The sequence below is a fragment of the Burkholderia catarinensis genome (assembly GCF_001883705.2).
In the GTDB taxonomy this organism is placed as follows: Bacteria; Pseudomonadota; Gammaproteobacteria; order Burkholderiales; family Burkholderiaceae; genus Burkholderia; species Burkholderia catarinensis.
In genome coordinates this window covers 234,139-246,645 of record NZ_MDEQ02000011.1, presented here as the reverse complement: position 1 = coordinate 246,645, position 12,507 = coordinate 234,139, and the positions used below count along the sequence as shown (strand labels likewise).

At 66.3% G+C, this 12,507-nt stretch carries 10 protein-coding genes; 9 read left to right on the top strand and 1 reads right to left on the bottom strand.

Going from position 1 to position 12,507, the window contains the following annotated elements:
- Positions 1-86 precede the first annotated feature (86 nt).
- The 8 genes from murG (at position 87) to lpxC (ending at position 8,818) form a co-directional block, all read left to right on the top strand.
- A complete protein-coding gene (gene murG, locus BFF94_RS19870) occupies positions 87-1,190 on the top strand; it encodes an undecaprenyldiphospho-muramoylpentapeptide beta-N-acetylglucosaminyltransferase (protein WP_219139705.1) in 1,104 nt (367 codons plus the stop codon).
- Positions 1,191-1,284: 94 nt separating this feature from the next.
- Complete coding sequence (gene murC / locus BFF94_RS19865) at positions 1,285-2,682, top strand: UDP-N-acetylmuramate--L-alanine ligase (protein ID WP_128841354.1); 1,398 nt, start codon at positions 1,285-1,287, stop codon at positions 2,680-2,682.
- A 1-nt stretch (position 2,683) separates the two neighbouring features.
- Entirely contained in the window at positions 2,684-3,625 is a 942-nt protein-coding gene (locus BFF94_RS19860; protein WP_059236317.1) for a D-alanine--D-alanine ligase, read from the top strand.
- A gap of 19 nt (positions 3,626-3,644) precedes the next feature.
- Positions 3,645-4,397, top strand: a complete 753-nt coding sequence (locus BFF94_RS19855; protein ID WP_128841355.1) for a cell division protein FtsQ/DivIB — start codon at positions 3,645-3,647, stop codon at positions 4,395-4,397.
- Between the two features lie 26 nt (positions 4,398-4,423).
- A complete protein-coding gene (gene ftsA, locus BFF94_RS19850; protein ID WP_128841356.1) occupies positions 4,424-5,656 on the top strand; it encodes a cell division protein FtsA in 1,233 nt (410 codons plus the stop codon).
- Positions 5,657-5,768: 112 nt separating this feature from the next.
- Positions 5,769-6,965 carry a cell division protein FtsZ gene (ftsZ, locus tag BFF94_RS19845; protein ID WP_219139704.1) on the top strand — a complete coding sequence of 399 codons (1,197 nt, stop codon included), beginning with the start codon at positions 5,769-5,771 and terminating at the stop codon, positions 6,963-6,965.
- A gap of 188 nt (positions 6,966-7,153) precedes the next feature.
- A complete protein-coding gene (locus tag BFF94_RS19840; protein WP_128841367.1) occupies positions 7,154-7,660 on the top strand; it encodes a peroxiredoxin in 507 nt (168 codons plus the stop codon).
- A 240-nt stretch (positions 7,661-7,900) separates the two neighbouring features.
- Entirely contained in the window at positions 7,901-8,818 is a 918-nt protein-coding gene (lpxC, locus tag BFF94_RS19835; protein WP_128841357.1) for a UDP-3-O-acyl-N-acetylglucosamine deacetylase, read from the top strand.
- Positions 8,819-8,898: 80 nt separating this feature from the next.
- Here lpxC and BFF94_RS19830 read toward each other — a convergent pair whose 3' ends face one another.
- Positions 8,899-9,375 (bottom strand): DciA family protein, encoded by a 477-nt coding sequence (locus BFF94_RS19830; RefSeq protein ID WP_128841358.1) that lies wholly within the window; start codon positions 9,373-9,375, stop codon positions 8,899-8,901.
- Between the two features lie 256 nt (positions 9,376-9,631).
- Here BFF94_RS19830 and secA point away from each other — a divergent pair, with 256 nt between their 5' ends.
- Positions 9,632-12,430, top strand: a complete 2,799-nt coding sequence (gene secA / locus BFF94_RS19825) for a preprotein translocase subunit SecA (protein WP_128841359.1) — start codon at positions 9,632-9,634, stop codon at positions 12,428-12,430.
- The last annotated feature ends 77 nt before the right edge of the window (positions 12,431-12,507 follow it).

Here is a 12,507-nt window from a genome sequence, read left to right as displayed (position 1 = left end):
GACTTCGTGCGCGAAGCGTGCGAAGTCAAGCGTAGCGGCCGTAGCCAAAACGTTCGTTCATTCTTGCTGATGCGCGGAGGGAAGGTATGACCGCGTCGCGACGCACGCTGATGGTGATGGCAGGCGGCACCGGGGGCCATGTGTTCCCGGGGCTCGCGGTCGCGCACCGGATGGAGGCGGCGGGCTGGCGCGTCGTGTGGCTCGGCAATCCGGCCGGGATGGAAGCGACGCTCGTGCCGAAGCACGGCATTCCGATGGAATACGTGCGGTTCGGCGGGCTGCGCGGCAAGGGTCTGAAGACCAAGCTGACGCTGCCGCTCAACCTGCTGCGCGCGTGCTGGCAGAGCCTCGGCGCGCTGCGCCGCGTACGGCCGGACGTCGTGCTCGGGATGGGCGGCTACATCACGTTCCCGGCGGGCGTGATGACCGCGCTGTCGGGGCGTCCGCTGGTGCTGCATGAACAGAATTCGATCGCGGGCCTGACGAACAAGGTGCTCGCGAAACTCGCGAAACGCGTGCTCGTCGCGTTCCCCGGCGCGCTGCCGCATGCGGAATGGACGGGCAATCCGATTCGCGTGGAACTTGCGCGCACGGAAACGCCCAAAGCACGCTATGCATCGCGCAGCGGCCCGCTGAACGTGCTGGTCGTCGGCGGCAGCCTCGGCGCGGCCGCGCTGAACGAAGTCGTGCCGCGCGCGCTGGCGATGCTGACGCCGGACGAACGCCCGCGCGTCGTGCACCAGGCCGGCGCGAAGCACATCGACGCGCTGAAGGCGAATTACGAAGCGGCCGGTTTCGCGGCCGGTGAAGGCGTGCGGCTCGTGCCGTTCATCGACGACATGGCGGCCGCGTATGCGGCGGCGGATCTCGTGATCTGCCGGTCGGGCGCGATGACGGTGTCGGAGATCGCGGCGGTGGGCGTGGCGGCGCTGTTCGTGCCGTTCCCGTACGCGGTCGACGATCACCAGACGACCAACGCCGCGTTCCTCGCCGATGCAGGCGCGGCGGTACTGGTGCAACAACGCGACCTGTCGGCGGAACTGCTCGCCGACTGGCTGCGCGGCCAGTCGCGGGCGTCGCTCGCGGTCATGGCGGAACGTTCGCGCTCGCTGGCGAAGCCCGAGGCCACCGACGAAGTCGCGCGCGCGTGCGCGAAGGCGGCCGGCGCGAACCTGGAAGAACATAAATGAAACAACCCCCACGCTCACTTCGTTCGCTTGGCGGGGCGCAGCCCCCCCATAAAGCATATCCATCGGAATTTGCGGCGGCCCGGCGGAGGCCGACATGAAACACATCGTCAAACACATTCATTTCGTCGGGATCGGCGGCGCGGGCATGAGCGGCATCGCCGAAGTGCTCGTCAATCTCGGCTACGAGGTCAGCGGCTCGGACCTGTCGCGCAACGCGGTGACCGATCGTCTCCAGGCGCTCGGCGCACGGATCGCGATCGGCCACGATGCGGCGAACATCGAGGGCGCGAACGCTGTCGTCGTGTCGACGGCCGTTCGCTCGGACAACCCGGAAGTGCTGGCCGCACGCCACAAGAACGTGCCGATCGTGCAGCGCGCGGTGATGCTGGCGGAGCTGATGCGCCTGAAGCAGGGGATCGCGATCGCCGGCACGCACGGCAAGACCACGACGACGAGCCTCGTCGCGAGCGTGCTCGCGGCGGGCGGGCTGGACCCGACCTTCGTGATCGGCGGGCGGCTGATCAGCGCCGGCGCGAATGCGCGGCTCGGCACGGGCGATTTCATCGTCGCCGAGGCCGACGAGTCGGACGCGTCGTTCCTGAACCTGTATCCGGTGATCGAAGTCATCACGAACATCGACGCCGACCACATGGACACCTACGGCCACGATTTCGCGCGGCTCAAGCAGGCGTTCATCGAATTCACGCAGCGGCTGCCGTTCTACGGCAGCGCGGTCGTGTGCGTCGACGATCCGAACGTGCGGCAGATCATTCCGTTCATCTCGAAGCCGGTCGTGGGTTACGGCCTGTCGCCGGACGCGCAGGTGCGCGCGGAAGACATCGATGCGCGCGACGGCCGGATGCATTTCACGGTGATCCGCGAAGGGCGTGCGCCGCTCGCGATCGTGCTGAACCTGCCGGGCCTGCACAACGTGCAGAACGCGCTCGCGGCGATCGCGATCGCGACCGATCTCGGCGTGGCGGACGATGCGATCCAGCAGGCGCTGGCGGAATTCAACGGCGTCGGCCGACGCTTCCAGCGTTACGGCGAGGTGCCGACCGCGGACGGCGGCCAGTACACGCTGATCGACGACTACGGCCATCATCCGGTCGAGATGGCGGCGACGATCGCGGCCGCGCGCGGCGCGTTCCCGGGCCGCCGCCTCGTGCTGGCGTTCCAGCCGCACCGCTACACGCGCACGCGCGACTGCTTCGACGATTTCGTCAACGTGCTGTCGACGGTCGACGCGCTGGTGCTGACGGAAGTCTATGCGGCCGGCGAGGCCGCGATCGCGACGGCCAACGGCGACGCGCTGTCGCGAGCGCTGCGCGCGGTAGGGAAGGTCGACCCGGTGTTCGTCGCGACGGTCGACGACGTGCCGGACGCATTGGCGAAGGTCGCGCAGAACGGCGACGTGGTGATCACGATGGGCGCGGGTTCGATCGGCGGCGTGCCGGCGAAGCTCGTGCAACACACTCAACAGAAGGCATGACATGAGCGGGATCGATCCGAAACGTTTCGGCAAGGTGGCGGTGTTGTTCGGCGGCGAATCCGCCGAGCGCGAGGTGTCGCTCACCTCGGGCCGCCTCGTGCTGCAGGGCCTGCGTGACGCGGGCGTCGATGCGCATCCGTTCGACCCGGCCGAGCGGCCGCTGTCGGCGCTGAAGGACGAAGGCTTCGTGCGCGCGTTCAATGCGCTGCACGGCGGCTACGGCGAGAACGGCCAGATCCAGGGCGCGCTCGATTTCTACGGGATCCGCTACACGGGCAGCGGCGTGCTCGGGTCGGCGCTCGGCCTCGACAAGTTCCGCACGAAGCTCGTGTGGCAGCAGACGGGCGTGCCGACGCCGCCGTTCGAGACGGTGATGCGCGGCGACGACCTCGCGGCGCGCGCGACGGACATCGTTGCGAAGCTGGGCCTGCCGCTGTTCGTGAAGCCGGCGAGCGAAGGCTCGAGCGTCGCGGTGCTGAAGGTGAAGACGGCCGACGCGCTGCCGGCCGCGCTCGAGGAAGCCGCGACGCACGACAAGATCGTGATCGTCGAGAAGAGCATCGAAGGCGGCGGCGAATACACCGCGTGCATCGCCGGCGATCTCGACCTGCCGCTGATCAAGATCGTGCCGGCGGGCGAGTTCTACGACTACCACGCGAAGTACGTCGCCGATGACACGCAGTACCTGATCCCGTGCGGCCTGCCGGCCGAACAGGAGGCGGAACTGAAGCGCATCGCGCGCCGCGCGTTCGACGTGCTCGGCTGCACCGACTGGGGCCGCGCGGATTTCATGCTCGACGCGGCCGGCAATGCGTATTTCCTGGAAGTGAACACGGCCCCCGGGATGACCGACCACTCGCTGCCGCCGAAGGCCGCGCGCGCGGTCGGCATCAGCTATTCGGAGCTGGTCGTGAAGGTGCTGTCGCTCACGCTCAACGACTGACGCAGGAACGGAACGACGTATGTGGAACAACGTTCGCCAACTCAACCTTGCCGCCAGCGCGCTGTACGCGCTGCTGCTGCTCGTGTTGGCGGCGGCCGGCTGCTACTGGCTGATCCAGCGCCCGACGTTCGCGCTGCGGGAAATCCGGATCGACGGCGATACCGAGCACATCAACTCGCCGACGGTGCGCGCGGGCGTGGTCGGCCGGCTGAAGGGCAATTTCTTCACGGTCGATCTCGACACGGCACGCGCCGCGTTCGAGCAGATGCCCTGGGTGCGCCACGCGAGCGTGCGCCGGGTGTGGCCGAATGCGCTGGCTGTCACGCTCGAGGAGTACAAACCGCTCGGGACCTGGGGCAGCGACCAGCTCGTGAGCGTCGACGGCGAGCTGTTCACCGCGAACCAGGGCGAGCTGGAACAGGCGCTGCCGGCGTTCGACGGCCCGGAGGGCAGTGCGAAGGAAGTCGTTACGCGGTACCGCGACTTCGGGAAATGGTTTGCGCCGCTGAAGGCGGCGCCGGAAGAAGTGACGCTGTCGGCGCGGTACGCGTGGACGGTGAAGCTGTCGAACGGCATGCAGGTCGAGCTGGGCAAGGAGCGCAACAGCGAATCGCTGCATGACCGGAGCCAGCGTCTTGTCGCAGCATGGCCGGCCGTCACGGAACGCTGGGGCAACGACATCGAGTACGCGGATCTGCGCTATCCGAACGGATTCGCGATTCGCGCGGCAGGCATGCGGTTCCTGACCGATACCGACAAGCGCAAGAAGTAACGAGAGATCACACGCAAGAGCACTTTATGAGCAAAGACTACAAGGATCTGCTGGTTTCCCTCGACATCGGCACGTCGAAGGTGGTGGCCATCGTCGCCGAGCTGAAAGGCGAGGGCCACTACGAGGTGATCGGTCTCGGCCAGAGCGAGTCGAAGGGTCTGAAGAAAGGCGTGGTGGTCAACATCGAGGCCACCGTGCAGTCGATCCAGCGCGCGCTCGAGGAAGCCGAACTGATGGCCGACTGCAAGATCACCAACGTGTTCACGGGGATCGCGGGCAGCCACATCCGCAGCTTCAACTCGAGCGGGATGGTCGCGATCAAGGACAAGGAGGTCACGCAGACCGACGTCGCGCGCGTGATCGAGACCGCGAAGGCGATCAACATCCCGACCGACCAGCAGGTGCTGCACATCCTCACGCAGGAATTCATCATCGACGGCCAGGAAGACGTGCGCGAGCCGATCGGGATGAGCGGCATCCGCCTCGAGGTGAAGGTGCACATCGTGACGGGCGCGGTGAGCGCCGCGCAGAACATCGTCAAGTGCGTGCGCCGCTGCGGGCTCGAAGTGAACGACCTGATCCTGCAGCCGCTCGCGTCGTCGCTGGCCGTGCTGACGGAAGACGAGAAGGATCTCGGCGTGGTGCTCGTCGACATCGGCGGCGGCACGACCGATATCGCGATCTTCGCCGAAGGCGCGATCCGCCACACCGCGGTGATTCCGATCGCCGGCGACCAGATCACGAGCGACATTGCGATGGCGCTGCGCACGCCGACGCCGGATGCGGAAGACATCAAGGTCGGCTACGGGATCGCGAAGCAGGCGCTCGCCGATCCGGACGAGATGGTCGAGGTGCCGGGTCTCGGCGAACGCGGCCCGCGCACGCTGTCGCGCCAGGCGCTCGCCGCGGTGATCGAGCCGCGCGTCGAGGAACTGTTCTCGCTCGTGCAGCAGGTCGTGCGCGAATCGGGTTACGAAGAACTGCTGAGCTCCGGCGTGGTCATTACCGGCGGTGCCGCGATGATGCCGGGCATGGTCGAGCTCGGCGAAGACATTTTCCTGAAACCGGTGCGCATCGGCGCGCCGGAGTATGCAGGCGGCCTCTCCGACGTCGTGCGCAATCCGCGCTACTCGACGGCGATGGGGCTGCTCGTCGAAGGCAGCGCTCAGCGCATGCGTGGCCGCAAGGTCGCCGTGCAGTCCGGCAACGCGGGGCAGGTGTTCTCGCGGATGAAGGAATGGTTCCTGAGCAACTTCTGACGAACCGAATCGAAATTCGCGCCGGTGCCGGCGGCTGGCGCGCGACAGGGGGTTGCCCGATCTCCTGCCGAATAACGGCCGAGTAGCAGTAATTCTCTTGACGGAGGCAACAATGGAATTCCAAATGCTGGAAACCGAAACCAACGGCACCATCATCAAGGTGGTGGGTGTTGGCGGCGCTGGCGGCAATGCCGTACAGCACATGATCAACCGCGGCGTGCAGGGCGTCGACTTCATCGTGATGAACACGGACGCGCAGGCGCTGTCGCGTTCGCGTGCATCGTCGGTGATCCAGCTTGGCAACACGGGCCTCGGCGCCGGTGCGAAGCCGGAAATGGGCCGTGCGGCAGCGGAAGAAGCGCGTGAGCGCATCGCCGACGCACTGCGCGGCGCGCACATGGTGTTCATCACGGCCGGCATGGGCGGCGGTACGGGCACGGGCGCGGCACCGGTGGTCGCGCAGATCGCGAAGGAGATGGGCATTCTGACGGTCGGTGTCGTCAGCAAGCCGTTCGAGTTCGAAGGCGGCAAGCGCATGCGCGTCGCCGAAGCCGGTTCGCAGCAACTGGAGGATCACGTCGACTCGCTGATCGTCGTTCTGAACGACAAGCTGTTCGACGTGATGGGCGACGACGCCGAGATGGACAAGTGCTTCCAGTGCGCGGATGACGTGTTGAACAACGCGGTCGCAGGCATCGCGGAAATCATCAACGTCGATGGCCTCGTGAACGTCGACTTCGAAGACGTGAAGACGGTGATGGGCGAGCAGGGCAAGGCGATGATGGGCACGGCGACGGTCGCCGGCGTCGATCGCGCACGCCTCGCGGCGGAACAGGCCGTGGCGAGCCCGCTGCTCGAAGGCGTCGATCTGTCGGGCGCGCGCGGCGTGCTGGTCAACATCACGTCGAGCCGTTCGCTGCGCCTGTCGGAAACGCGCGAAGTGATGAACACGATCAAGAGCTACGCGGCGGAAGATGCGACGGTGATCTTCGGTGCGGTGTACGACGACGCGATGGGCGATGCACTGCGCGTGACGGTCGTGGCGACGGGTCTGGGCCGTGCGGCGAAGAAGCAGCAGTCGGCACCGATGACGCTGCTGCGCACGGGTACCGACAACCAGCCGGTCAGCGCGGTATCGCACGGCTATGCGCAACCGCATCACGTCAGCACGGCCGACTACGGCGCGCTCGATACGCCGGCGGTGTGGCGCAATTCGCGCGAAACCGCGGCATCGCACGTGCAGGCGCTGCAGGAGAAGGGTGTCGACACGTACGACATCCCGGCTTTCCTGCGCAAGCAGGCTGACTGACGCAAACACAGGCGAAGCCGCGGCGAAATCGCCGCGGTATCGCCGGCGTGACGGATGCTACGGACCACGACAGGCCGCGTCGGCTGCGACGCCGGGCCGGGAAACGTGCCCTCTTCGCTCAAGCGGGGCGGGATGGACCATGCTGTCCGCAACACGCTGAAAAACCGTATCGCTATGAGGGACCAGCCATGATTCAAGTGGGCGACACGCTGCCCGACGCGCAATTGTTCGAGTACATCGACGACGCGCGCGAAGGCTGCACGCTGGGGCCGAACGCCTGCAGCGCGCGCGACCAGGTCGCGGGAAAGCGGGTGGTGATCTTCGGATTGCCGGGCGCTTTCACGCCGACCTGTTCGGCGCAGCATGTGCCGGGCTACGTCGAGCACGCCGAGCAACTGCGCTCGGCGGGTATCGACGAGATCTGGTGCGTGTCCGTCAACGACGCATTCGTGATGGGCGCATGGGGACGTGATCTGCACACCGCGGGCAAGGTGCGCATGATGGCGGACGGCAGCGCGGCTTTCACTCATGCGCTGGGGCTGACGCAGGATTTGTCCGCGCGTGGCATGGGAATTCGTTCCCTGCGCTACGCGATGGTGATTGACGGCGGTGTGGTCAAGACGCTGGCCGTCGAAGCGCCGGGCAAATTCGAAGTGAGCGATGCGGCGAGTGTTCTCGCGACGTTGACGTCCTGATCGTGCGGTGCGCCGTTGCCTTCCGGCAACGCTGCTCACCGGCCTCAGGGCAGTTGTAACACGGGCTGATGACCGGAAACGCCTCCGTTCCGGGCATCGGCCCGTCCCGTATCGGCGCGGGTAAACTGCAGAAACAGATTGATACGCAGTTTCAAACAGCGTTGAATAGGGAATTACGCTATAATCTCGTCTATCGAATATAACTCCTGATTGATATCTTCAATCGCGACGAAGAACACCATGCTGAAGCAGCGCACCATCAAATCCATCGTGAAGACCGTGGGTATCGGTGTCCACTCGGGTCGCAAGATCGAGCTGACGCTCCGTCCCGCAGCGCCCGGCACGGGCATCGTCTTTTCGCGCGTCGACCTTCCCACGCCCGTCGACATTCCCGCCGCGGCGACGTCGATCGGCGACACGCGGCTCGCGTCGGTGCTGCAGAAGGATGGCGTGCGCGTGTCGACCGTCGAGCACCTGATGTCGGCGTGCGCCGGCCTGGGCATCGACAACCTCTATGTCGACGTGACGGCCGAGGAAATCCCGATCATGGATGGCAGCGCGGCGACCTTCGTGTTCCTGATCCAGTCCGCCGGGATCGAGGAGCAGAACGCGCCGAAGCGCTTCATCAAGGTGAATAAGACGGTCGAAATCCGTGACGGCGACAAGTTCGCGCGTCTCGATCCGTACTTCGGCTTCAAGCTGAAGTTCTCGATCGACTTCCGTCACCCGGCCGTCGACAAGACCGGCCAGGAGCTCGAAGTCGATTTCGCGAATACGTCGTATGTGCGCGAGATCGCGCGCGCGCGCACGTTCGGCTTCGCGCATGAGGCCGAGATGCTGCGCGAAATGGGCCTGGCGCGCGGCGGCAGCATGGACAACGCGATCGTGCTCGACGAGTACCGCATCCTGAACAACGACGGGCTGCGCTACGACGACGAGTTCGTGAAGCACAAGATGCTCGACGCGATCGGCGACCTGTACGTGATCGGCCATCCGCTGCTGGCGTCGTACACGGCGTACAAGTCGGGCCACGGGCTGAACAACGCGCTGCTGCGCGAGCTGCTCGCACACGAGGACGCATACGAGGTCGTCACGTTCGACGATCCGCAGGCTGCGCCGCGGGGCTTCGCATTCGACGCACAGACTGCGTTCGCCTGACCGGCGTTCGGCACCGGCAATAAAAATGCGGCCTGCGGGCCGCTTTTTTATTGGCCGGACACGGCCGACGCCGCGTGCCGTCAGCGCGATTTCGCGCCATGCCGTGCCGCCATCCGCGCGAGCGCGGCCTGCAGCGACGACGGTTCGAGGTGTTCGGCGAGATCGCGCAATGCGGCGGCGCCGACCGACGTCATCCGCGCCTGTTTCACGTGCGGCGGCTCCGGCGCGTCCTTCGGACGCACGCGCACGCGCAGCGCCGAGACGGGCCAGCCGCGCTTCTGGAGATCGCCGAGCAGCCGCGGCTCGACCTGTCGCAGCCGGGCGGCCAGCGCATTGTGCGCGGCAAAGAGGGTCAGGGTGCCGTCCTTGATGAAGCCCGGGTCGACATGATTCGCCAGATAGTCGGGCAGGAGCGCGGACAGATCGCGCTGCAGCGACGCGATTTGCTCGACGCCAGCGCGCAGCGCCGTGAATGCATCGGTGCGGCCGAGCACTTCGGACACGGGTTGCGGGCGGTGCGCGGCGAGCGGGCCGAAACGCTTGGAAAATCGGTTCATCGAGGCATTCTTCGGGCGCGCGCGCGCGCGGACGTTGACGCCGATTGTACCCGCGCCGGCTCGTGCCCGGGCGGCTTTCACCTCGTCCGCCTCGTCCGCCGGCGCCAGCGTCCGTCCGGCCGAGACACGGGCGTACGCTTCCCCGCGTGCTAAAATTCGACGTTTGAGTCCACTAATTCGCTAAGCCGCCGAGGCTCGGGCGTCGGGGCGCGCAACACGCGCCGGGCGCCGGTGCTGCGACGCAGGATCCGATCCGATGACAACCGGTTTTCTCCAGAAAATTTTTGGCAGCCGCAACCAGCGGCTCGTCAAGCAATACCAAAAGACCGTCACGACGATCAATGCGCTCGAAACGCAGATCGAGAAGCTGACGGACGACCAGTTGCGCGGCAAGACGGACGAATTCCGCCAGCGGGTTGCGGCCGGCGAGTCGCTCGACAAGCTGCTGCCCGAGGCGTTCGCGGTCTGCCGCGAGGCAAGCCGCCGCGTGCTGAAGATGCGGCACTTTGACGTGCAGATGATCGGCGGCATGGTGCTCCACTACGGCAAGATCGCGGAAATGCGCACCGGCGAGGGCAAGACGCTCGTCGCGACGCTGCCCGTGTACCTGAATGCGCTGGCGGGCCGCGGCGTGCACGTCGTGACCGTCAACGATTACCTCGCGCAGCGCGACGCCGAATGGATGGCGCGCCTCTACAACTTCCTCGGTCTGTCGGTCGGCATCAACCTGTCCGGCATGGAGCACGACCAGAAGCAGCAGGCCTACGCGGCGGACATCACGTACGGCACGAACAACGAGTTCGGCTTCGACTACCTGCGCGACAACATGGTCTACGAGACCGACGCGCGCGTGCAGCGGGCACTGAACTTCGCGGTCGTCGACGAAGTGGACTCGATCCTGATCGACGAGGCGCGCACGCCGCTGATCATTTCGGGCCAGGCCGAGGATCACACCGAACTGTACGTGCGGATGAACGCACTGCCGCCGCTGCTCGAGCGCCAGATCGGCGAGGAGAAGGCCGACGGCACGGGCGTCGAGAAGCCGGGCGACTACACGCTCGACGAGAAGGCGCGCCAGGTGTTCCTGACGGAATCGGGCCACGAGAAGGCCGAGCGCCTGCTCGCCGAATGGGGCCTGATCGGCGAGGGCGAGAGCCTGTACGCGCCGCAGAACATCACGCTGATGCACCACGTGTACGCGGCGCTGCGCGGGCACACGCTGTTCCACAAGGATCAGCACTATGTCGTGCAGAACGGCGAAGTGGTCATCGTCGACGAATTCACGGGCCGCCTGATGGCCGGCCGCCGCTGGTCCGACGGCCTGCACCAGGCTGTCGAGGCAAAGGAACACGTGAAGATCCAGAGCGAGAACCAGACGCTCGCATCGATCACGTTCCAGAACTACTTCCGGATGTACGCGAAGCTGGCGGGCATGACCGGTACCGCGGACACCGAAGCGTACGAATTCAACGAGATCTACGGCCTCGAGACGGTCGTGATCCCGACCAATCGTCCGCCGAAGCGGATCGACAAGCAGGACCAGATCTACAAGACGGCCAAGGAGCGCTACGACGCGGTGATCCGCGACATTCGCGACTGCTACGAGCGCGGCCAGCCGGTGCTGGTCGGTACGACGTCGATCGAGAACTCCGAACTGCTGTCGCACCTGCTGAAGCAGGCCGGGTTGCCGCACGAAGTGCTGAACGCGAAGCAGCACGAGCGTGAAGCCGCGATCGTCGCGGAAGCCGGCCGTCCGAACCGCGTCACGATCGCGACCAACATGGCCGGCCGCGGTACCGACATCGTGCTTGGCGGCAACGCCGAGAAGCAGGCCGCGTTCATCGAGGCCGACGACGCGATCCCGGCCGACGAAAAGGCGCGCCGCATCCAGCAGCTGCACGACGAGTGGGAAACGCTGCACGAGCAGGTGAAGGCCGCAGGCGGCCTGCACATCATCGGCACCGAGCGCCACGAATCGCGCCGGATCGACAACCAGCTGCGCGGCCGTGCGGGCCGTCAGGGCGATCCGGGCTCGTCGCGCTTCTACCTGTCGCTCGACGATCCGCTGCTGCGCATCTTCGCGGGCGACCGTGTGCGCTCGATCATGGAGCGCCTGAAGATGCCGGAAGGCGAGGCGATCGAAGCCGGCATCGTCACGCGTTCGATCGAATCGGCGCAGCGCAAGGTCGAAGCGCGCAACTTCGACATCCGCAAGCAGCTGCTCGAATACGACGACGTGTCGAACGACCAGCGCAAGGTGATCTACCAGCAGCGCAACGAACTGCTCGAAGCGCACGACATCACCGAGACGATCACCGCGATGCGCCACGGCGTGATTACCGAAATCGTCCGCCAGTTCGTGCCGGAAGGCAGCATCGAGGAGCAGTGGGACGTGCCCGAGCTCGAGGAAGCGCTGCGCAACGACTGGCAGCTCGACCTCGCGATCCAGGAAATGGTGAACGAGTCGTCGTCGATCACGGCCGAGGAGATTCTCGACTCCGTGATGACGGCCGCCGACGAGCAGTACGAGGCAAAGGTCGCGATGGTCGGCCGCGAATCGTTCAGTGCGTTCGAGCGCTCGGTGATGCTGCAGACGGTCGACCGCCTGTGGCGCGAGCACCTCGCGGCGCTCGACCACCTGCGCCAGGGCATCCACCTGCGCGGCTACGCGCAGAAGAACCCGAAGCAGGAATACAAGCGCGAAGCGTTCGAGTTGTTCGCTGCGATGCTCGATGCGATCAAGCAGGAAGTCACGCGCGTCGTGATGAACGTGCAGATCCAGTCGCCGGAGCAGCTCGAGGAAGCGGCCGAGCAGATCGAGGAGCGCGGCGGCCATGTCGAGAACGTCGAGTACCAGCATGCCGACTACGCGGAATCCGGCGCGCCGGTGGCGAACGTCGCGGCAGCCGCGGCGGCCACGGCGACGGCCGACATGGTCGGCAGCGCGATGACGCACAGCGGCCCCGGCGGCGAAATGCCGAAGGTCGGCCGCAACGACCCGTGCCCGTGCGGCAGCGGCAAGAAGTACAAGCAATGTCACGGGAAGCTGTCATGATCGACGGCGGCGCGCGTCACGCGTGCCGCTTCGTTCGCAGCTTCGAGTCAGTGGTGTGAGTTGCGGCGGCCCGCGCA

Excerpts from the sequence above, each read along its gene's own strand:
- murG (WP_219139705.1), top strand. The coding sequence starts at position 87 with ATGACCGCGTCGCGACGCACGCTGATGGTGATGGCAGGCGGCACCGGG.
- murC (WP_128841354.1), top strand. The coding sequence starts at position 1,285 with ATGAAACACATCGTCAAACACATTCATTTCGTCGGGATCGGCGGCGCG.
- BFF94_RS19860 (WP_059236317.1), top strand. The coding sequence starts at position 2,684 with ATGAGCGGGATCGATCCGAAACGTTTCGGCAAGGTGGCGGTGTTGTTC.
- BFF94_RS19855 (WP_128841355.1), top strand. The coding sequence starts at position 3,645 with ATGTGGAACAACGTTCGCCAACTCAACCTTGCCGCCAGCGCGCTGTAC.
- ftsA (WP_128841356.1), top strand. The coding sequence starts at position 4,424 with ATGAGCAAAGACTACAAGGATCTGCTGGTTTCCCTCGACATCGGCACG.
- ftsZ (WP_219139704.1), top strand. The coding sequence starts at position 5,769 with ATGGAATTCCAAATGCTGGAAACCGAAACCAACGGCACCATCATCAAG.
- BFF94_RS19840 (WP_128841367.1), top strand. The coding sequence starts at position 7,154 with ATGATTCAAGTGGGCGACACGCTGCCCGACGCGCAATTGTTCGAGTAC.
- lpxC (WP_128841357.1), top strand. The coding sequence starts at position 7,901 with ATGCTGAAGCAGCGCACCATCAAATCCATCGTGAAGACCGTGGGTATC.
- BFF94_RS19830 (WP_128841358.1), bottom strand. The coding sequence starts at position 9,375 with ATGAACCGATTTTCCAAGCGTTTCGGCCCGCTCGCCGCGCACCGCCCG.
- secA (WP_128841359.1), top strand. The coding sequence starts at position 9,632 with ATGACAACCGGTTTTCTCCAGAAAATTTTTGGCAGCCGCAACCAGCGG.